Here is an 18,837-nt window from a genome sequence, read left to right on the forward strand (position 1 = left end):
GACCACCCCCCCAGTCGCGAGGAAAAGATCCTCGCCGAGCTGCCCTTGCAGGACGCCTATAGCCACAACATCGAGCGCATGGCCGGGCTGCTGGCCATGACCCACCGGCAAGTGACCGAGGACAAGATTCGCGAGGTGCTGCGCAAGCACCTGACCGTCGAGGACCAACGCCAGGACTTGTTCAAGCTGTACAGCGAGCAGCACTTCAGCGATGCCGAATTCGCCAGCATCGTCGCCGCCACCCGCGACCCGGCCAAGGCCAAGGCGCTGGGCGACACCGACGAAGGCAAGCGCCTCAGCGAGAAACTCACCGGATACATGCGTGAAAGCGCCAGCGACCCCAAGGTGCAAGCCCTGGCTGAAAAACGGATGCAGCAGGTGGAGGATGACCTGCGGGCCCTGGAGCAGGCTGCGCCCTGAGTTCAGCGGCACTGCGCAGGGCTTGGCTAGCGCAACAGCGCCTGAATCTGCTCGTGCAAGGTATCCAGGTCGAACGGCTTGGCCAGGATCGGTGCCTGGCGCGCGATCGGGCTGCCAGATTCGAGGATCTCCGCCGGATAGCCGCTGATGAAAATCACCTTCAGATCCGGTCGCAGCTTCACCGCCGGCTCGGCAATCTCCACTCCCGAGATGCCACCGGGCAGGCGGAAATCGGTGACCATCAGGTCCAGGTGCGGCTTGCTGGCGAGGATGGCAAACGCCTGCTCGCCATCCTCGGCCACCAGCACATGGTAGCCCTCGCCCGCCAGGTAATCCCGCAGGATCATGCGGATCGCTGGCTCGTCCTCGACCACCAGCACCACATCTTGTGCATCTTCACTCATGTCAACGCCTTCACATTCGATAAGTTGGCAATCAGACCCCAGGCTTAGGCAGAGGTTGCCTGGGTCTGGTCGCTGTGTTGCAGCACCCCGGACAACGGCAGGTAGACGCTGAACGTCGCCCCGGCGCCGACCTGGCTATCGACCTGGATCCGCCCGCCATGGGCCAGGACGATCTGCTCGGAAATATACAGCCCCAGCCCCAATCCGCCGCTGGCCTGCTGGGCAGCCACCCGCTCGAACTGCTGGAAGATCCGCTGCTGGTTTTGCCCATCGATGCCGATACCCTGGTCCTGCACTTGCACGCAAGCCATGCCGTCGTTGCCGAACACCCGTACCGTCACCGGCTTGCGTTCGCCGTAACGCAAGGCGTTGGACAACAGGTTGGCCAGCACCTGCTCGATGCGAAACTCGTCCCACTCGCCCTGCAGGGCCTCGCAGACTTGCAGTTCGATATGGGTGTCCAGGGCATGGGCCTGGGCCGCGAAGTTTTCCACCAGCCCGCTTACCAGTTGGCCGAGGTCGAAGGCCTTGGGCCGAATCGACAGCTTGCCGGTGCGAATCCGCGACACATCGAGCATGTCCTCGACCAGGCGGATCAGGCTGTTGATCTGGCGCTCGTCGCGCTCGACCATGGACTTGAGTTTTTCCTCGCTGAATGCCGCCAGGTTGCCCCGAGACAGGTGCATGCGCCGCAGCTGGGCCTCGAGGATCAGGCCGTTGAGCGGGGTGCGCACTTCGTGGGAGACGATAGACATGAAGTCGTCACGCATGCGCACGGCATGCTCCAGTTCGCCGCGGGCCACCTGCAACTGCGCCAGCAATTGTTCCTGTTCGGCGCGGCTGCGCTCCAGGGCCTGCAACTGGCGGTCGAGGGCCTTGCGCTGGCGGAACAGGTCGACGAACACCGACACCTTGCTCTTTACCGCCAAGGTGTCCAGCGGCTTGTGCAGGAAATCCACCGCCCCGCTTTCATAGCCCTTGAAGGCGTAGTTCATCTCGCGCCCGGCGGCGCTGACGAAAACGATGGGAATGTTGCGGGTTTTTTCCATGCCGCGCATCAGCTCGGCCAGTTCGAAGCCGTTCATGCCCGGCATCTGCACATCGAGGATGGCCAGGGCGAACTCGTGCTCGAGCAGCAGCGACAAGGCCTGCTCGGCGGACTGGGCCTGGTGCACCTCACGGTCCTCGCCCTGAATCAGGGCAGCGAGGGCCAGCAGGTTTTCCGGCAAGTCGTCGACGATCAGCAGTTTGGCGGTGATATGGCTTAGCATGCGCTGGGTTCCAGGGTAGCGAGCAACTGCCCGATACCGCTCAGGGGAAGAATGTGGTCGGGGCAGTGCAGGGCCAAGGCGGCCTCTGGCATCAGCGCGACCTGTGCGTCGCGAGGGTCCTGGACGACGGTCCGGCCTCCGCTTTGTCTGATCCGCAGCAGCCCGCGGGCACCGTCCTCGTTGGCACCGGTGAGCAGCACGCCGAGCAGCGCCGGGCCATAGGCATCGGCCGCCGACTCGAACAACAGATCGATTGCCGGTCGCGAGAAATGCACCGGCTCCTCCTGGCTCAGGGAAAAGCTCAGGTCACGCTCCACCGACAGGTGATAGCCCGGCCCGGCCACGTAGATCAGGCCAGGCTCGATGGCGGCCTTGTCCTGCGCCTCGCGCACGGGGCGGCGCAGGCGCCGCTGCAGCACCTCGGCCAGTTGGCTGTGGCGGTCGTCCGGCAGGTGCAGCACGCACAGCACCGGAACTGAGAAGCCGGCCGGCAGCGCGCCGAGCACGCTGAACAGCGCGGCCACGCCCCCCGCCGAGGCACCGATGACGATCGCGCCCACGCCGCTCATACCTTGCGGTAGATCCGCTCAGGCCGCACCAGCGGCTCGAAGCGTTCGCCATAGGCCGAGAAGTCCACCGACTCCTTGCTGCCCAGCACCAGGAAACCACGGTGGCACAGCGACTCGTGGAACAAGCCCAGGGCCCGGTCCTGCAAGCCCTTGTTGAAATAGATCAGCACATTGCGGCACGACACCAGTTGGGTTTCGGAGAACACGCTGTCGGTGGCCAGGCTATGGTCGGCGAAGGTGACGTTCTCGCGCAGGCTGGAATCGATGATGGCGTTGCCATAGGCGGCGGTGTAGTACTCGCTGAAATCCCGGCACCCACCGGCCTTGCGATAATTTTCCTGGTAATCGCGCATGCTCTGCATCGAGTAGATGCCTTGCTTGGCGCGCTCCAGCGAATGAGGGTTGATGTCGGTGGCATAAATGATGGTGCGTTCCAGCAGCCCCTCCTCGCGGAGCAGGATGGCCATGGAGTACACCTCCTCGCCAGTGCTGCAACCGGCGATCCAGATCTTCAGCGACGGCCAGGTGCGCAGCAGCGGCACCACCTCGTTGCGCAGCGCCAGAAAGTGCCCCGGGTCGCGAAACATCTCGCTGACCGGAATCGTCAGGAACTGCAGCAGCTCGAGGAACATGCCCGGGTCGTGCAGCACCCGTTCCTGCAAGGCCGACACCGTGCGGCAATCGAACTGACGCAAGGCATGGAGGATCCGGCGCTTGATCGAGGCGCCGGAGTAATCGCGAAAATCGTAGCTGTACTTGAGGTAGATCGCCTCGATCAGCAGCCGGATCTCGATATCGGTGTTGCGTTCGCTGGTCAAGATTTCAGATTCGCTCCAGTTGCGGCAGCCAGACCCGGATCAACGAGAACAAGCGATCCAGGTCGATAGGTTTGGCCAGGTAGTCGTTGGCGCCGGCCTGCAGGCAACGCTGCTGGTCGTCCTTCATCGCCTTGGCGGTCACGGCGATGATCGGCAACTTGCGCCAGCGCGGCTGCTGGCGGATCAGCCGGGTCGCCTCGTAGCCGTCCATTTCCGGCATCATCACGTCCATCAGCACCAGGTCGATGTCATCGTTGGCCTCCAGGCACTCCAGCGCCTCGCGGCCGTTGCGCCCGATCTCGACGATGGCGCCCTTGTGCTCCAGGGCGCTGGTCAGGGCGAAGATGTTGCGCACATCGTCGTCCACCAGCAGGATCCGCCGCCCTTCGAACACCTTGTCGCGACTGCGCGCGGTCTTGAGCATGCGCTGGCGTTCGTTGGACAGCTGCGACTCGACCTTGTGCAGGAACAGCGTGACCTCGTCGAGCAGGCGCTCGGGCGAACGCGCGCCCTTGATGATGATCGAGCGCGAGTACTTGAGCAGGTCGGCTTCCTCCTCGCGGGTGAGGTTGCGCCCGGTGTAGACGATCACCGGCGGGAAACTGCGGATGTCTTCGGCGGTCATGCGCTTGAGCAGCTCGTTGCCGAGCATGTCGGGTAGCTTGAGGTCGATGATCATGCAGTCGTAGATGTTCTCGCGCAGCAGCGCCAGGGCGTCCTGGGCCAGGGCCACGGCAGTGATCTCGATATCGTCGTCGCCGATCAGGCGGGCGATGCTGTCGCGCTGCAGGTCATCGTCCTCGACCAGCAGGATGTGCTTGAGCTTCTGCGTGAGCTTGGCCTCCAGGCGGCCGAACACCACCTTGAGCTCCTCGCGACTGGTGGGCTTGACCGCATAGCCCACCGCGCCCATGTGCATCGCTGCCTCGACACGGTCTTCCACCGAAATGATGTGCACCGGGATATGCCGGGTGCTGGCCTGCTCTTTGAGCCGTTGCAGCACCGTCAGCCCGGAATGGTCGGGCAGGCGCATGTCCAGCAGGATGGCGTCGGGCAGGTATTGCGCGGCCAGCTCGAAGCCCTCGTCGGCGGCGTGAGCGACCAGGCAGCTGTAGCCCAGTTCATGGGCCAGGTCGTAGAGGATGCGGGCGAAGTTCGGCTCGTCCTCGATCACCAGGATGCAGCGGTTGCCGAACGGCGCTCGCTCACGGTCGTCGGCGAAGGTCGGGGTCGGGCGCTCGGTCCTGACCGGGGCGCTGGCCGGCGGTGCCGGCGGCAGTTCGTCGACCGCCGGGCGCAGGCTATGAACCTCGGCCTGTTGCGTGCCGGCCTCGAAGTGCTCGGGCAGGATCAGGCTGAACACGCTGCCCTGCCCCGGGCTGCTGTCGACGCTGATCTGCCCGCCAAGCAGGTGCGCCAGGTCGCGGGAGATCGACAGCCCCAGGCCGGTACCGCCATAACGGCGGTTGCTGGTGCCGTCGACCTGGTGGAACGCGCCGAAAATCGCCTGCTGCTGGTCGGCGGCAATGCCGATGCCGGTATCGCGCACGGCGAACACGATGCCCATGCCGTTCTGGTGGCTGATGCGCAGGCTCACCTGACCGCGCTCGGTGAACTTGATGGCGTTGGACAGCAGGTTCTTGAGGATCTGCTCCAGGCGCTGGCGGTCGGTGAACAAGGTCGCCGGCAAGGGCTGTTCGAGGTGCACCTCGAAGGCCAGGCCCTTGTCCTGGGCCAAGGGCCGGAACATGCCCTGCAAACCTTCGACCAGGCGCTCGAGGGGCGTGGTCTCGGCGCGCACTTCGAGCTTGCCGGCTTCGACCTTGGCAATGTCGAGGATGTCGTTGATCAGGTTGAGCAAATCGTTACCGGCCGAATAGATCGACTCGGCGAACTTGACCTGGTCCGCGCTCAAGTTGCCTTCGGCGTTCTCGGCCAGCAACTTGGCCAGGATCAGCGAGCTGTTGAGCGGTGTACGCAGCTCGTGGGACATGTTGGCGAGGAATTCGGACTTGTACTTGCTCGAACGTTGCAGGTCGTCGGCACGGGCCTGCAACTCCACCTGGGCCTGGTTCAGTTCGCCGTTCTTGCGGTCCAGGGCCTCGGTGCGCTCGGCCAGTTGTTCGTTGGTCTGTTCAAGTTCCGCCTGCTGGGTTTCCAGGTGGGCCTGGGACTCCTTGAGCACCCGCGACTGCTCTTCGAGCTCTTCGTTGGCGGTCTTGAGCTCTTCTTGTTGCACCTGCAGCTCTTCGTTGAGCTGCTGGGTCTCGGCCAGCACCTCTTGCAGGCGCTGACGATAGCGGGCGCTCTCTATGGAGATGCCCAGGTTGTCGGCGACGCGCTCGAGCAACTCGCCATCACGCGCTTGCAGGGGACGCAGGAAACCGAGCTCGAGCACGCCATTGACCAGGCCATCGTTCCTCGCCGGGATCAGCAGGCCACTGCGCGGCAAGCCGCTGCCCAAGCCCGAGCTGAGCCGGTAGTAATCCTGTGGCAGGTCGTCCAGGCGCAGCAAGCGGTTCTCCAGCAACGCCTGGCCCAGCAACCCGGCATGGTCCCCCGTGCGCGGCTGCAGCGCCTGCTGTTCGGCGTCCAGGCCATAGCTGGCGATCCGGACCAACTGACCGTGCTCGTCGCGTACGTACAACGCACCCACCACACTGCCGAGGTAACCGGCGAAGAAGCGCAGGATATTGTCCCCCAGCAGCGGCAGGGTCAGTTGCCCCAGCACCTGCTCGGCCAACTGGGTCTGCCCGGTGCGCAGCCAGGCCTGATGCTCCAGGCGCTCGGCGCTGCGCTGCTGGGCCTGCAGGTTGTCGACGTAACTGGCTGACAGCGCCAGCAGGTCGCGGCGGCCCAGGTAGGCGAGCAAGGCGCTGAGGGTAACGATGAACAGCACGAATGCGCTGATGGCAATCACCGTGACGCTGCTGACTGTCTCGGTACGGGCCATGCGCAACTGCTGCTCGGTGCCGATCAGGCCATCGAACTCCTTGCGGATCTCGTCGGTGATGCGCTTGCCACGCCCATTGCCAATGGAGAGCTGGACGTCGCCCTTGTTGCGCCGCAGGCCGATCATCTCGCTGGCGAAATCGTTCCAGGCATGCTGCAAGGCCACCAGGCGATCGATCCGGTCAACCTGCTGGGGGTTGTCCGCGACCATGCCCTTCAAGCCCTCGAGGCTGCTGAAGATACGTGGTTTGGCCACTTCATAGGGATCGAGAAAGCGCTCGTCGCCGGTGATCAGGAAACCGCGCATGCCGGTTTCCATGTCGATCGACAGCTTGACCGTTTCGTTGGCGTTGCCGATGACCCGGTCGGTGTGCTCCACCCATTGCATGGCCGAGAGCAGGTAGTTGATCACCGCGACGAACGCCACGGCGCCCAACAGCCCCACCGCCAGGGGCAGGCCAACGTTGCGGCTGAGCAGCTTGCGAAAGCTGCGCTGGTCCATCGAGGCTGCTTGAATCATCAGAAAATGCCCGCGTGAAAAAGTCCATTGAACAGTGTGGCGATACGTCTTGTAGGTCTTGCCCTGCGCCAGACCGACCGGGAAATACAGCGAGTCTAACCAGCTTTCGCCATTCTGGCAGGGCATTTAGCCAGTATTTGAAGGCGCAGGCCGCCAATCGTTCCATCTATTTGCCCATGCCGGTAAGCTTGGGAACTTCTGCCCTTGCCGCGGGCACAGAGTAGAGACCATTCATCGAAACAGGATCCACCCATGCACCTTCTGGTAGTCGAAGACGACGACATCGTTCGCATGCTGATAGTCGAAGTGCTCGACGAACTGGGCTACACCGCCATCGAGGCCGACAGCGCTGCCGCGGCCCTAAAGATCATCGAGAATCCCGCGCAACCGCTGGCGCTGTTGATGACTGACGTGGGGTTGCCCGACCTGCGCGGCCAGGAATTGGCGGCCAAGGCCCGGGAAACCCGGCCGAACCTGCCGGTGCTGTTCGCCAGTGGCTACGCCGAGAGCGTCGAGGTGCCGCCGGGCATGCACCTGATCGGCAAGCCGTTCAGCATCGAGCAATTGCGCGACAAGGTGATGGCCATTCTGGGCAGGCCCTGAGTTCTCGCAAGTCGGGCTTCGGCGCAGAGACGCCTACAGCTCGCGGCGCAGCAGGTAGGTGTCCATGATCCAGCCCTTGCGCCGCCGGGCCTCTTCACGCAGCGACAGGATGCGTGCCTTGACCGCCAGAAGCGGCCCATGCACCAGCAGCTCATCCGCCGTGCCCAGGTAAGCGCCCCAGTAGATCACCAATTGCGCATCCTCCAGTTCGGCAAAGGCACCCCGGCCGTCGAGCATCACCAGCACATTGTCGATCCGCGCCTGCTCGCCCAGGCGCCGGCCGGGCAGCACGGTCAACGGCTCGCCGATGCGGTTGAGGGGTATCTGATGGCGGGCAGCCAGGGCCTGGATACTGCTGATCCCAGGAATCACCTCAAGTGACAAGGCCACGCCGCGCTGCCGGACCAACTCCAGAATACGCAGCGTGCTGTCGTAGAGTCCTGGCTCGCCCCACAACAGGAAGGCGCCGACCTCATTGTCCGCCAGCTCCTGCTCGAGCAGCCTGGCGTACAACGCGGCGCGCTGGCCATGCCAGTCGCGCACGGCCTCGACATAGTCGCTGGCCATGCTGTCCCGGCAGGGATCGGCGACCTGCACCAGGCGGTAGCCGCCCTGGGGCAGGTAGCGTTCGAGCAGGGCCCGACGCATGCGCACCAGGTCATCCTTGTCCGCGCCCTTGTCGAGCACGAAGAACACCGCCGCACGGCGAAGCGCGTCCACGGCCTCATAGGTGACCTGGCGCGGATCGCCGGGGCCGATGCCAATCAGTAGCAGCTGTTTCATCGCCTGCCCTGCTTAAGAAACGGGTGGTCATTGTCGGCCGACCACCCGCCCTTGGCAAAGGCGATTTAGAGGATCGAGAAATTGTAGCTGACGATGACCCGGGTCTCGTCCATGTCACGCGCCCACTTCTCGTAGTTGCTGCGATAGGTGGAGTTACGCAGGCGCACGCTGACATCCTTGAAGGTGCCGCTCTGGACCTGGTACTTGAGCTCGGTGTCGCGTTCCCATTCCTTGCCTTCGGCGTTGCTGCCCGGGACCTTGATGTTGTCACCGTTGATATAACGGGTGAAGAAGGTCAGGCCAGGCACGCCCATGGCCTTGAAGTCATAGTCGTAGCGCAGTTGCCAGGAGCGCTCCTGGGCGGCGGCGAAGTCGTTGACCTGGGCATAGTTGACCAGGTATGGGTTGGTGCCATCGAGGTACGGCATGGCGCTATCGCCATACATACGCTGCCAGCCAGCGCTGATCTTGTGGCCACCCAGGCTGTAGCCGAGCATGCCGCTGAAGGCGCGGTGGTCGATCTGGCCGGCCCGGGCGTTACCGATGTCGTCGCTCTTGATCACCCGCAGGTCGGCGGACAGGGTGCCGACGTCCAGTGGCTGGCTGGCCACCAGGCCGAGGAAATGCTGGCGGTAGATATTTTCCAGCTTGGAGACCTGGTACTGGGCGCTGATGCGCTCGTTGAAGCGGTAGTCGACGCCAGCCAGGTCGAAGTGATCGGCCTCGATGTCGCAGGCGTAGCGCTTGTTCTTGCAGTGCACACGCAGGTCCTGGCGGTCGGTGGAATCCCGCGCGGTGTACTGGTTCAGGCGGGCCAGGGTGAACTTCAGGTCGCGCACTTCCTCGCTGGTCAGCCAGGCGCCATGGAACATGGTTGGCAACAGACGGCCGTCGTTGTACTTGAGCAGCGGTACATCGGGCATCATCGAGCCGTATTTGAACACGGTCTGGGAAACCTTGACCTTGCCGGCGATGCCCATCTTGGCGTATTGGTCGGCGGAGTGACGCGGATCGTGGCCGGACGACGGCAACAGACCGCTGTTACTGTCGGCAGGGCTCGAGTCCAGTTTGAACCCGACCATGCCCAGGGCATCGACGCCAAAACCTACCGGGCCCTGGGTATAACCGGACTGGACATTGAGGATGAACCCCTGCGCCCATTCTTCGCGTTTCGACGCGCCCTGGCTGGAACTGCTGTGGCCGTCGCGAAAGTCCCGGTTGAAATAGACATTGCGTGCTTCGACCTTGGCACTGCTGTCTTCAAGAAAACCAGCGGCCTGGGCGTTGGCACCGACACACAGGAAGAACAGGCCGGCAACTCGGCGCCCGGGGGCGAGGGGGAAAGGGGCAAACATGCGAACAAAACATCCAAAAGAAGGGCAAAAAACGATCCGGGCAATCGACTGCACCGGCACTACGTGATGAGCGAATACATTTCGACCATCATCCATAATTTTCACCCAGGGCCTCTAGCCTGCGCCATGGGACCATGGTCTAAGGCCTCGGCCAGATACCCTGGCAGGGAAGTTCGAATACCCCGCGAAAAATCGGCAAAGTTCCCGGTTTATTGATTGAAAGTTTGCTGTTTACCCAGGTGCGGGCGATGTCTACACTGACACTCAGCGAACAGCTATACCCATCCGCGTGGCCGGCGTTTAGTCCAGTTTATGTTCGTCACGTCATGCCACCGCAGACTTACAGGAGTGATGACAGTGTCCAGACTTGCAGAGTTTCGTGCTGCCGAAAAAGCGCTTCAGGAACAGATGGCACAACTGGAGGCGCTGAAAAAGGATGCCGGCCTTAAACGCGAAATCGAATTCGAGCAGAAACTAGTCGGCCTGATGAAAAGCTACGACAAGAGCCTGCGCGATATCATCGCCATCCTCGACCCAAAGGCCACCCAGCGCGCCCCGACCGTGGCCGCCAAGCAGCAGCGCCGCCCGCGGGTGGTGAAGGTCTACGAGAACCCGCACACCGGCGAGTTGATCGAGACCAAGGGTGGCAACCACCGCGGCCTGAAGGCCTGGAAGCAACAGTACGGTGCACAGACGGTGGAAACCTGGGTGCGCTGATGAAACCTCGACACCCGCTTCACACTTTTTTCACAAGCACTGGCTCAGTATCGAACCAGCTAAAGGACTAGCGACCCCATCACGCGCCCGCACATGCGGGCCTCTAATTCCAGCGCCCCGCCCTCGTGCGGGGCGCTTTCATTTGCGCTGCTGGCTGACTGCCGTATCATGACCCGCCTCTACCAAGGCCCTGATTCTGGAGTACCCCATGAGCCTGCACGATCTTCAAGCGCTGCCCGGCGTCACCGCCCAGCCAGACACCGCCACCTCCCAGTTCGTCTTCAACCACACCATGCTGCGGGTCAAGGACATCGAGAAGTCCCTGGACTTCTACACCCGCGTCCTGGGCTTTCGCCTGGTGGACAAACGCGACTTCCCGGAGGCGGCCTTCAGCTTGTACTTCCTGGCCCTGGTCGACCCGGCGCAGATTCCGGCCGATGATGCCGAACGCCACCAGTGGATGAAGTCGATCCCGGGCGTGCTCGAGCTGACCCACAACCACGGCACCGAGAACGATCCGCAATTCGCCTACCACAACGGCAATACCGACCCGCGCGGTTTTGGCCACATCTGCATTTCGGTGCCAGACGTGCGGGTTGCCTGCGCGCGTTTCGAGGCGCTGGACGTGCCTTTCCAGAAACGTCTGCAAGATGGCCGCATGAACCACCTGGCCTTCGTCAAGGACCCGGATGGCTACTGGGTCGAAGTGATCCAGCCGACCGACCTGCAAGGCTGACGCCACGCTTCACGCTCGTCGGGCCGGACACTTCCGGCCCCTCGCTGTGGTATACGGAAGGAACTGCTTTCCAGCCACAGCGAGGTCAGGACGATGCAAACCCTTCACTGTGAATACCGCGATCACCACATCACCGCCAGCGTGATGCCCCACCCCGACTCCCCCCTGCCCTATGCGGCCGGCTGCCTGATCACCGATCCCCATGGCCATACCAGCAAGCGCATTTCCATGCCGATGAAATTCTTCAGCGACCTGGAGAATGCCCAGCATGTCTCCCTGGCTCATGGCCGGGCGCTGGTCGATCAGCGGTTGGACCAGGGCCACAAGACGTTCTAGGCAGCGTCACGGTCGGAGCCGGCCTTGCCGGCGAACACTGGCGTCCAGACAGCGTTCGCCAGCAAGCACCTACAGTATGAGGTGGGGCTAAATATCCCGGGCGTACGCCACCGCCGCCGCGACTTGTTCAGCGTTTGGCCGCACACCGGTGTACAACACGAATTGCTCCAGCGCCTGCCGGGCAATCACCTCGAGCCCGGTGATCAGCGGCTTGCCCAGCGCTTGGGCCACCTGGATCAACGGCGTGCGCTCCGGCATCGCCACCACGTCGAACACCCGCTCGGCTGCGGCGATGGCCGTCTCGGCGAAGGCCAGCTGCTGCGCCTCGGGCCCGCCGGCCATGCCGATCGGGGTGACGTTGATCAGCATCGGCGGGCATAGGTCGCCCAGCTCGGGCAGCCAGCGATAACCGCAGACATCCGCCAACTGGCGCCCGGCCTGCTCATTGCGCGCGACGATGGTGCCTTCGGCGAACCCGGCGTCACGCAGCGCGCTGGCCACGGCCTTGGCCATGCCACCACTGCCGCGCAGGGCGAAGCCGGTCGCCGGGTCGACCTGATGCTGCGCCAGCAACTGGCGCACCGCCAGGTAGTCGGTGTTATAAGCCTTGAGATGGCCGTCGTTATTGACCAGGGTATTGACCGACTCGATGGCTGCCGCCGAGGGGTCGACTTCGTCCACCAGCGCCATGCAGGCTTCCTTGTACGGCATCGACACACCGCAACCACGCACCCCCAGGGCGCGAACGCCCGCCACTGCCGCCGGCAGGTCCTGGGTGGTCATGGCCTTGTAGTAGTAATCCAGGCCCAACTGCTGGTACAGGTGGTTGTGAAAGCGCACGCCGAAGGTGCCGGGGCGACCGGCCAAGGAAATGCACAGGACCGTGTCCCGGCTGGGTGGAATGATCATCGCGACTCCTGAAAACATGGCTGAAACGATTGCGCCAGCGTAGCAGACCCCGCCGCCGGTCGCCCCTTACACAACCTTTACCCTTTGCCTGCGCTCGCTTTACCGGGCGCGCGGTCATAGTAGTCAGGCCCCAAGCCTGGGGTTGTCTTGCGAGGTGTCAGCATGAAACGTCTACTCCCCGGTATCGCCCTGCTGGTAGGCGCGCTGGCCGTTAGCGGCCAGGCCGCCGCCCATGGTGGTGGCTGGTATGGCCCGGGGCCGGTGATCGGCGCGGCCGTGGTTGGCGCAGTGGTGGGCGCGGCCGTGACCGGCGGACATGACCGCACGGTGTATGTCGAACGCCAGCCGGCCTACTATGCGCCGCCACCGCCGGTCTATGTCCAAGCGCCCCCGCCGCCGGTGTACTACCAGCCCTATGTGGTCGAGCGCTATGTCCCCGCCCCGCCACCGCCGGTCTATCGGCGTTATTACGGACCACCACCGGTCTACTATGGCCCACCGCGCTGGTGAACAGTACAACTCGGGGCTCGCCTTGACCCGCTGCCAGCTTGACGTATACGTCAAGCTGGCATTAGGTTAGCGGCATTCCTTACCCCGAGCCCGAGCATGAGCAGCCAGACCTACAGCATCTCCGACCTGTCCCGCGAACTGGACATCACCACCCGCGCCATCCGCTTCTATGAGGAGCAGGGCCTGCTCAGCCCCGAACGCCGTGGCCTGGAACGCATCTACTCGGCGCGCGACAAGGTCACCCTCAAGCTGATCCTGCGCGGCAAGCGCATTGGTTTCTCGCTGGCAGAATGCCGCGAACTGATCGAGCTCTACGACCCCAGCGGGGGCAACCAGAAGCAACTGCACAGCATGCTGGCCAAGATCGCCGAGCGCCGCGCCCAGCTGGAGCAGCAAATGCTCGATATCCAGCAGATGCACCTGGAGCTGGACACCGCCCAGGAACGCTGCGAGCAGGCCCTGGCCGCCACCTTGAATACGCCGCACAACCACCGTTGATCCGCCACAGGAAGCCCGCCATGTCATTGCCCGAGAAAGTCCGCCTGGTCGAAGTCGGCCCGCGCGACGGCCTGCAGAACGAAGCCCAGCCCATCAGTGTCACCGACAAGGTACGCCTGGTGGACGACCTCAGCGACGCTGGGCTGGCTTATATAGAAGTGGGCAGCTTCGTGTCGCCCAAATGGGTGCCGCAGATGGCGGGTTCCAGCGAGGTGTTCGCCGGCATTCGCCAGCGCGAAGGTGTTACCTATGCAGCGCTGGCCCCCAACCTGCGGGGCTTCGAAGACGCCCTCGCCGCCGGGGTGAAGGAGGTGGCGGTATTCGCCGCCGCGTCCGAGTCCTTCTCGCAGCGCAACATCAACTGCTCGATCGGCGACAGCCTGAAGCGCTTCGAGCCGATCATGCAAGCGGCGCGCGAGCATGGCATACGGGTGCGCGGCTATGTGTCCTGCGTGCTCGGCTGCCCCTATGAGGGAACTGTCCAGGCCGAACAGGTCGCGCCAGTGGCCCGTGAGCTGCACCAGATGGGCTGCTACGAGGTATCGCTGGGCGACACCATTGGCACCGGCACCGCCGGTGCTACCCGCCGGCTGTTCGAGGTGGTCTCGGCGCAGGTGCCCCGGGCGCAGCTTGCCGGGCATTTCCACGACACCTATGGCCAGGCGCTGGCCAACGTCTATGCCAGCCTGCTCGAAGGCATCAGCGTGTTCGACAGCTCCGTGGCGGGCCTGGGCGGCTGCCCGTACGCCAAGGGCGCGACCGGCAATGTTGCCAGCGAGGATGTGGTGTACCTGATGCAAGGATTGGGCATCGACACCGGCATCGACCTGGACCGCCTGATCGCCGCCGGCCTGCGCATCAGCGAAGTACTCGGCCGCGCCAGCGGTTCGCGCGTGGCGCGCGCGCGGACCGCGCACTGATTCATACGGTTGTCACACAGGTGTGGGTGGAGTGTTACCGCCTACACGCCCGCCAGCGAAAAATCGGGTAACAGGGAAACAAATCGACAAAATTTCACGTGCCACGATTTACTCAAAAACGTTCAACCATTTGATTTTAAAAGATTTTTAAAAGTTGGCACGGCACCTGCTATATCTTCTGGCATAACAAGAACAAAAAACGCGATACCCAATAAAAACAATAGAGAACGGCTCTGACATAACAAGAACAACACGGCAGAGGCGTAGCAAGCAGATTTTTTTGGAGTCGACGTGCTTTCCTGGGGTACAGGCCCCGCAGCCGGACACAGAACAACAAAACTACCTTCGAGGTAGCGGCAGTCCAGGTTGGATCACGTGCGATGAACGCAGGTCAGCGCTCAAAAAAATACGTTTGCTCTTGGCCCCGGTTGGGGGCCCCGCAACACCGAGACAAAGGCTGACAAAAACAACAACAGGCCCGTCTCCAATAATAATAAAAGAGCAAGCAACAACGCTTATGAGGGGAGCTTCGGCTCCCCTCAGTGCTTCCTGCCCTCCTCCCGGCGTTTCTCCTCCTGCTCTCCCTCCACCTTGTCCACCAGCACCGGCATGCTCGCCAGCACCAACAGTGCCAGCACTGTGCTGATCAACGCCGTGGCTTCACGCCCCATGCCGGCGGCGGTACCTATGGCCGCGGTCATCCACAGCCCAGCGGCGGTTGTCAGCCCTTTGACGTGGCTGGGGTCCTGCCCGTTGCCCTTGAGGATGGTGCCCGCACCGAGAAAACCGATCCCGGCGACGATGCCCTGGATTACCCGACTCAGGGCCTGCTCATCGGCCCCGGCCATGCCCGGTGCCAGCACGAACAGCGCCGCGCCCATGGACACCAGCATGTGGGTGCGCACCCCGGCCGACTTACCTTTGCTTTCACGCTCGAAGCCCAGCACCGCGCCCAGCATGGCGGCCATCAGTAGGCGCACGAGGATGCGCGTCACTTCGCCTTCGTCGGTGATATCAGCGAATTCGGCCTGGATCGCCGCCCCTATCGATTGCAGTAGCATTTCCATCCCGACCTCCTGCAGAACCTGAAGGAGCCAGCCGTGCTGGCGAACCAGACGCCGCGGTGAATGATGGCACCGGCTGCACCGGTGCGCACCGGCACGGCAGGCTCCTACAGAGATGACCCTCCAGCCAGCCCCGAGTGCCCACCGCACCACCCAGCGTAACGATGCAACATCTGCCACCGCGGCACTGTCCACTCCTGTAACCGTCACACCGGAGGTACTTGCCATGCCCGTTGAAGTCGACCCCAGCACCCGTCGTTGCACCTTGATCGGCGACCATATAAGCCTGGAGGGCAGCGGCCCCGAAATCGAGATCGTCACCGATGAACAGTTGCGCATGTCGCTGGCCATCCTGGCCGGCGAGCGCATCCCCATTACCGAAAGCGAAGCCGACGCGCTGACTGTCGCAGGTGCGGTGGATAGCCGCAGGCATCTGAAGAGCAGCGCTCCAGGCTCGGTAATTTAAGGGCCGGATGCCAAACACGGAGAATCTGATACGGTTTTTATCGCTATAGCTGAGTCTGTGCTGCAAACAGATCGGGGGCCATAGTGCCCGGGCCTGATCGAGGCCTGATGAGCGATGAACCATGAGCGATAGAATCCCCTTCCGAGTCATCGAGATTGACCCCGCCGCCAGCCACAAGAGCAAAAGCCACAACGCTGGCGGCATCCACACCCGCAGTTTCAGCGGCTTCTACCGTAACCTGCGCATCGTCTTCGCCGGCGCGCTGTTCGTGCTGTTCTTCGGCACCGCCTGGTTGCAGTGGAACGGGCGCCAGGCGGTGCTCTGGGACCTGGCTGAAAGCAAGTTCCACATCTTCGGCGCCACCTTCTGGCCACAGGATTTCATCCTCCTGTCGGCATTGTTGATCATCTGCGCCTTCGGCCTGTTCGCCATCACCGTGTTCGCCGGCCGCGTCTGGTGCGGCTACAGCTGCCCACAAAGCACCTGGACCTGGCTGTTCATGTGGTGCGAGAAAGTCACCGAAGGCGACCGCAACCAGCGCATCAAGCTGGCCGCCGCGCCCTGGGGAATGGAGAAGATCGCCCGGCGCACCCTCAAGCACGGCCTGTGGCTGGCCATCGGCCTGCTCACCGGCCTGACGTTCGTTGGCTACTTCACCCCGATCCGGCCCCTGGCCGCGGAACTGTTCAGCCTCGAGCTGGGTGGCGTGGCACTGTTCTGGATCCTGTTCTTCACCGCCGCCACCTACCTCAACGCCGGCTGGCTGCGCGAAGCGGTGTGCATGCACATGTGCCCCTACGCCCGCTTCCAGAGCGTGATGTTCGACAAGGACACCCTGGCGGTGGCCTACGACCCCAGCCGCGGCGAAGCCCGTGGCCCGCGCAAGAAAGGCAGCGACCCACGCAACCAGGGCCTGGGCGATTGCATCGACTGCACCCTGTGCGTGCAAGTCTGCCCCACCGGCATCGATATCCGCGACGGCCTGCAGATGGCCTGCATCGGCTGCGCCGCCTGCATCGACGCCTGTGATGGGGTGATGGACAAGATGGGCTATGCCCGCGGCCTGATCGGCTACAAGTCCGAGCACAACCTGCAAGGCGGCAAGACCCACTGGTTGCGCCCGCGCCTGCTGGGCTACGCCACGGCCCTGACGGTGATGATCGGCGCGCTGGTGATCGCCCTGCAAATGCGCCCGATGGTGTCGATGGACGTGATCAAGGACCGCGGCCTGTTCCGCGAGAACGCCCTGGGCCAGATCGAGAACATTTACTTGCTCAAGATCATCAACAAGACCCAGGAGTCCCAGCACTATCGCCTGCGCCTGGTGGACGCCGACGGCTTCGAGCTGCATGGGCGTAGCGAAATCACCCTGGCCGCCGGCGAGATGAGCGAGTTGCCGGTATCGGTGGCGATGCTCGCCGAGCGCCCGGCCAGCAGCTCGCAGACGCTGACCTTCGAAATCCAGGACAGCGACCAGCCAGGCGTGCGCAGCACCGCCAACAGCCGTTTCGTCGCGCCGATGAACCGCTGATCCCTTACACTGAGCCGACCTTGCCTGCCGAAACCACAATGAAACGCTACGAACGATTCGCCGACGACATTGCCGAACTGATCCGCTCCGGGGTCCTGGGCCCCGGCCAGCGGGTACCTTCGGTGCGCTATGCCAGCCAGACCCACGGGGTCAGCCCGTCCACGGTATTCCAGGCGTACTACCTGCTGGAACGCCGCGGCCTGATCCGTGCCCGGCCGCGTTCGGGCTACTTCGTCAACGCCCATGCACCACGCCCGTTCAACGAACCCCAGGCCCAGGCGCCGGCCAGCGAGTCCACCGAGGTGGACGTCAGCGGCCTGGTGTTCTCGATCCTCGACTCGATCAAGGACCCGCATACCGTGCCGTTCGGCTCGGCATTCCCTAGCCCGGCACTGTTCCCGCTGCAGCGCCTGGCCCGCTCGTTGGCCAGCGCCAGCCGCGCCATGGACCCGCGCATGGTGGTCACCGACCTGTCGCCGGGCAACCCGCAGCTACGCCGGCAGATCGCCCTGCGCTACATGGTCGCCGGGCTGATGCTGCCGATGGAGGAACTGCTGATCACCAACGGCGCGCTGGAGGCCCTCAACCTGTGCCTGCAGGCGGTGACCCAGCCAGGCGACCTGGTGGCCATCGAAGCACCGGCCTTCTATGCCTGCCTGCAGGTGCTCGAACGCCTCAAGCTCAAGGCCGTGGAGATCCCGGTACATCCACGCGAAGGCATGGACCTGGGCGTGCTGGCCCAGACCCTGGAGAAGCACCCGGTCAAGGCCGTGTGGTGCATGACCAACTTCCAGAACCCAGTGGGCGCGAGCATGCCGGAGGCGAAAAAACAGCAACTGGTGGAACTGCTGCGTCGCCATCAGGTGCCGCTGATCGAGGACGATGTCTACGCCGAGCTGTACTACGCGCAACAGGCCCCCAAACCCGCCAAGGCCTTCGACACCGAGGGCCTGGTAATGCATTGCGGTTCGTTCGCCAAGAGCCTGGCACCGGGCTATCGCATTGGCTGGGTCGCCGCCGGGCGCTTCGCCCAGAAAATCGAACGGCTCAAGTTGATGACCTCGCTGTGCGCCTCGATGCCGGCCCAGGCCGCCATCGCCGACTATCTGCAGCATGGCGGCTATGACCGCCACCTGCGCAAACTGCGCTATGCGCTCGAAGGCCAGCAGGCCAACATGCTCGCCGCCATCGGCCGACATTTCCCAGTGCAGACCCGGGTCAGCCAGCCTTCCGGCGGCTACTTCCTGTGGCTGGAGCTGCCCGAGCAAATGGACGCGCTGAAACTCTTCCACATGGCCCTGGCCCAAGGCATCAGCATCGCCCCGGGGCCGATCTTCTCGCCGACCCGGCGCTTCGGCAACTGCATCCGCCTGAACTACGGCAGCCCTTGGGGCGACGGTCCAGAGCAGGCCATGGAAACCCTCGGACGCATCGTGCGCTCGTTCTAGCCGAGCA

Annotated in this window: 20 protein-coding genes; 11 read left to right on the forward strand and 9 right to left on the reverse strand. The window is 63.6% G+C overall.

Annotated elements, in window-relative coordinates:
* A partial coding sequence (locus tag E3U47_RS03325) for a hypothetical protein (RefSeq protein WP_134689590.1) occupies positions 1–420 on the forward strand: 420 nt, incomplete at its 5' end.
* A gap of 26 nt (positions 421–446) precedes the next feature.
* Here the strand turns inward: E3U47_RS03325 and E3U47_RS03330 are convergent.
* The 5 genes from E3U47_RS03330 to E3U47_RS03350 are packed head-to-tail and all read right to left on the reverse strand — an operon-like array spanning position 447 to position 6,954.
* On the reverse strand, positions 447–824 hold the full coding sequence (locus tag E3U47_RS03330) for a response regulator (RefSeq protein ID WP_060513295.1): 378 nt from the start codon (positions 822–824) through the stop codon (positions 447–449).
* A 44-nt stretch (positions 825–868) separates the two neighbouring features.
* On the reverse strand, positions 869–2,095 hold the full coding sequence (locus E3U47_RS03335) for a hybrid sensor histidine kinase/response regulator (protein WP_134689591.1): 1,227 nt from the start codon (positions 2,093–2,095) through the stop codon (positions 869–871).
* The gene (locus E3U47_RS03340; protein WP_134689592.1) at positions 2,089–2,664 is read right to left on the reverse strand and encodes a chemotaxis protein CheB; all 576 of its coding nucleotides are present in this window, start codon (positions 2,662–2,664) and stop codon (positions 2,089–2,091) included. The genes E3U47_RS03335 and E3U47_RS03340 overlap by 7 nt, the downstream gene beginning before the upstream one ends.
* Positions 2,661–3,482, reverse strand: a complete 822-nt coding sequence (locus E3U47_RS03345; protein ID WP_134689593.1) for a protein-glutamate O-methyltransferase CheR — start codon at positions 3,480–3,482, stop codon at positions 2,661–2,663. Before E3U47_RS03345 ends, E3U47_RS03340 begins: the two co-directional genes overlap by 4 nt.
* Before the next feature lie 4 nt (positions 3,483–3,486).
* Positions 3,487–6,954: a response regulator gene (locus E3U47_RS03350; RefSeq protein WP_134689594.1), complete on the reverse strand. Its 3,468-nt coding sequence runs from the start codon at positions 6,952–6,954 to the stop codon at positions 3,487–3,489.
* A gap of 252 nt (positions 6,955–7,206) precedes the next feature.
* Between E3U47_RS03350 and E3U47_RS03355 the strand changes: the two genes are divergently transcribed.
* Entirely contained in the window at positions 7,207–7,557 is a 351-nt protein-coding gene (locus tag E3U47_RS03355; RefSeq protein ID WP_134689595.1) for a response regulator, read from the forward strand.
* 33 nt (positions 7,558–7,590) lie between these two features.
* Here the strand turns inward: E3U47_RS03355 and cobF are convergent, their stop codons facing one another.
* Together cobF and E3U47_RS03365 are read right to left on the reverse strand one after the other, a co-directional pair.
* Positions 7,591–8,340 carry a precorrin-6A synthase (deacetylating) gene (cobF, locus tag E3U47_RS03360; protein WP_134689596.1) on the reverse strand — a complete coding sequence of 250 codons (750 nt, stop codon included), beginning with the start codon at positions 8,338–8,340 and terminating at the stop codon, positions 7,591–7,593.
* A 65-nt stretch (positions 8,341–8,405) separates the two neighbouring features.
* On the reverse strand, positions 8,406–9,695 hold the full coding sequence (locus tag E3U47_RS03365; RefSeq protein WP_134689597.1) for an OprD family porin: 1,290 nt from the start codon (positions 9,693–9,695) through the stop codon (positions 8,406–8,408).
* Positions 9,696–10,052: 357 nt separating this feature from the next.
* On the opposite strand from E3U47_RS03365, the gene E3U47_RS03370 reads away from it, so the two are divergent.
* The 3 genes from E3U47_RS03370 (at position 10,053) to E3U47_RS03380 (ending at position 11,484) form a co-directional block, all read left to right on the forward strand.
* Entirely contained in the window at positions 10,053–10,412 is a 360-nt protein-coding gene (locus tag E3U47_RS03370; RefSeq protein ID WP_134689598.1) for a histone-like nucleoid-structuring protein, MvaT/MvaU family, read from the forward strand.
* 208 nt (positions 10,413–10,620) lie between these two features.
* Complete coding sequence (gene gloA / locus E3U47_RS03375; RefSeq protein ID WP_134689599.1) at positions 10,621–11,148, forward strand: lactoylglutathione lyase; 528 nt, start codon at positions 10,621–10,623, stop codon at positions 11,146–11,148.
* Positions 11,149–11,241: 93 nt separating this feature from the next.
* A complete protein-coding gene (locus E3U47_RS03380; protein WP_134689600.1) occupies positions 11,242–11,484 on the forward strand; it encodes a hypothetical protein in 243 nt (80 codons plus the stop codon).
* Between the two features lie 87 nt (positions 11,485–11,571).
* Here the strand turns inward: E3U47_RS03380 and E3U47_RS03385 are convergent, their stop codons facing one another.
* A complete protein-coding gene (locus E3U47_RS03385) occupies positions 11,572–12,393 on the reverse strand; it encodes a shikimate 5-dehydrogenase (RefSeq protein ID WP_134689601.1) in 822 nt (273 codons plus the stop codon).
* Between the two features lie 162 nt (positions 12,394–12,555).
* On the opposite strand from E3U47_RS03385, the gene E3U47_RS03390 reads away from it, so the two are divergent.
* The 3 genes from E3U47_RS03390 to E3U47_RS03400 all read left to right on the forward strand — a co-directional run bounded on the left by E3U47_RS03390 (position 12,556) and on the right by E3U47_RS03400 (position 14,321).
* Complete coding sequence (locus E3U47_RS03390) at positions 12,556–12,903, forward strand: hypothetical protein (protein ID WP_134689602.1); 348 nt, start codon at positions 12,556–12,558, stop codon at positions 12,901–12,903.
* Positions 12,904–12,999: 96 nt separating this feature from the next.
* On the forward strand, positions 13,000–13,401 hold the full coding sequence (locus E3U47_RS03395; protein WP_134689603.1) for a MerR family DNA-binding transcriptional regulator: 402 nt from the start codon (positions 13,000–13,002) through the stop codon (positions 13,399–13,401).
* 20 nt (positions 13,402–13,421) lie between these two features.
* Positions 13,422–14,321: a hydroxymethylglutaryl-CoA lyase gene (locus tag E3U47_RS03400; protein WP_134689604.1), complete on the forward strand. Its 900-nt coding sequence runs from the start codon at positions 13,422–13,424 to the stop codon at positions 14,319–14,321.
* 539 nt (positions 14,322–14,860) lie between these two features.
* Here the strand turns inward: E3U47_RS03400 and E3U47_RS03405 are convergent.
* Complete coding sequence (locus E3U47_RS03405; protein WP_372239472.1) at positions 14,861–15,382, reverse strand: MgtC/SapB family protein; 522 nt, start codon at positions 15,380–15,382, stop codon at positions 14,861–14,863.
* Positions 15,383–15,611: 229 nt separating this feature from the next.
* Here E3U47_RS03405 and E3U47_RS03410 point away from each other — a divergent pair, with 229 nt between their 5' ends.
* From E3U47_RS03410 to mapR, 3 genes are all read left to right on the forward strand, one after another.
* Entirely contained in the window at positions 15,612–15,851 is a 240-nt protein-coding gene (locus tag E3U47_RS03410; RefSeq protein WP_134689606.1) for a DUF3203 family protein, read from the forward strand.
* 121 nt (positions 15,852–15,972) lie between these two features.
* Positions 15,973–17,382, forward strand: a complete 1,410-nt coding sequence (gene ccoG / locus E3U47_RS03415; protein WP_134689607.1) for a cytochrome c oxidase accessory protein CcoG — start codon at positions 15,973–15,975, stop codon at positions 17,380–17,382.
* Positions 17,383–17,420: 38 nt separating this feature from the next.
* Positions 17,421–18,830, forward strand: coding sequence for a GntR family transcriptional regulator MpaR (mapR, locus tag E3U47_RS03420; RefSeq protein WP_134689608.1), 1,410 nt, complete (start codon positions 17,421–17,423; stop codon positions 18,828–18,830).
* Positions 18,831–18,837: the final 7 nt, after the last annotated feature.

This window comes from Pseudomonas sp. RIT623, assembly GCF_004519305.1.
Classification (GTDB): domain Bacteria; phylum Pseudomonadota; class Gammaproteobacteria; order Pseudomonadales; family Pseudomonadaceae; genus Aquipseudomonas.

What these genes read in the sequence shown, in the direction of transcription:
- E3U47_RS03330 (WP_060513295.1), bottom strand. Translation starts at nt 824, where the DNA reads ATGAGTGAAGATGCACAAGATGTGGTGCTGGTGGTCGAGGACGAGCCA.
- E3U47_RS03335 (WP_134689591.1), bottom strand. Translation starts at nt 2,095, where the DNA reads ATGCTAAGCCATATCACCGCCAAACTGCTGATCGTCGACGACTTGCCG.
- E3U47_RS03340 (WP_134689592.1), bottom strand. Translation starts at nt 2,664, where the DNA reads ATGAGCGGCGTGGGCGCGATCGTCATCGGTGCCTCGGCGGGGGGCGTG.
- E3U47_RS03350 (WP_134689594.1), bottom strand. Translation starts at nt 6,954, where the DNA reads ATGATTCAAGCAGCCTCGATGGACCAGCGCAGCTTTCGCAAGCTGCTC.
- E3U47_RS03355 (WP_134689595.1), top strand. Translation starts at nt 7,207, where the DNA reads ATGCACCTTCTGGTAGTCGAAGACGACGACATCGTTCGCATGCTGATA.
- cobF (WP_134689596.1), bottom strand. Translation starts at nt 8,340, where the DNA reads ATGAAACAGCTGCTACTGATTGGCATCGGCCCCGGCGATCCGCGCCAG.
- E3U47_RS03365 (WP_134689597.1), bottom strand. Translation starts at nt 9,695, where the DNA reads ATGTTTGCCCCTTTCCCCCTCGCCCCCGGGCGCCGAGTTGCCGGCCTG.
- gloA (WP_134689599.1), top strand. Translation starts at nt 10,621, where the DNA reads ATGAGCCTGCACGATCTTCAAGCGCTGCCCGGCGTCACCGCCCAGCCA.
- E3U47_RS03380 (WP_134689600.1), top strand. Translation starts at nt 11,242, where the DNA reads ATGCAAACCCTTCACTGTGAATACCGCGATCACCACATCACCGCCAGC.
- E3U47_RS03385 (WP_134689601.1), bottom strand. Translation starts at nt 12,393, where the DNA reads ATGATCATTCCACCCAGCCGGGACACGGTCCTGTGCATTTCCTTGGCC.
- E3U47_RS03390 (WP_134689602.1), top strand. Translation starts at nt 12,556, where the DNA reads ATGAAACGTCTACTCCCCGGTATCGCCCTGCTGGTAGGCGCGCTGGCC.
- E3U47_RS03395 (WP_134689603.1), top strand. Translation starts at nt 13,000, where the DNA reads ATGAGCAGCCAGACCTACAGCATCTCCGACCTGTCCCGCGAACTGGAC.
- E3U47_RS03400 (WP_134689604.1), top strand. Translation starts at nt 13,422, where the DNA reads ATGTCATTGCCCGAGAAAGTCCGCCTGGTCGAAGTCGGCCCGCGCGAC.
- E3U47_RS03405 (WP_372239472.1), bottom strand. Translation starts at nt 15,382, where the DNA reads ATGCTACTGCAATCGATAGGGGCGGCGATCCAGGCCGAATTCGCTGAT.
- E3U47_RS03410 (WP_134689606.1), top strand. Translation starts at nt 15,612, where the DNA reads ATGCCCGTTGAAGTCGACCCCAGCACCCGTCGTTGCACCTTGATCGGC.
- ccoG (WP_134689607.1), top strand. Translation starts at nt 15,973, where the DNA reads ATGAGCGATAGAATCCCCTTCCGAGTCATCGAGATTGACCCCGCCGCC.
- mapR (WP_134689608.1), top strand. Translation starts at nt 17,421, where the DNA reads ATGAAACGCTACGAACGATTCGCCGACGACATTGCCGAACTGATCCGC.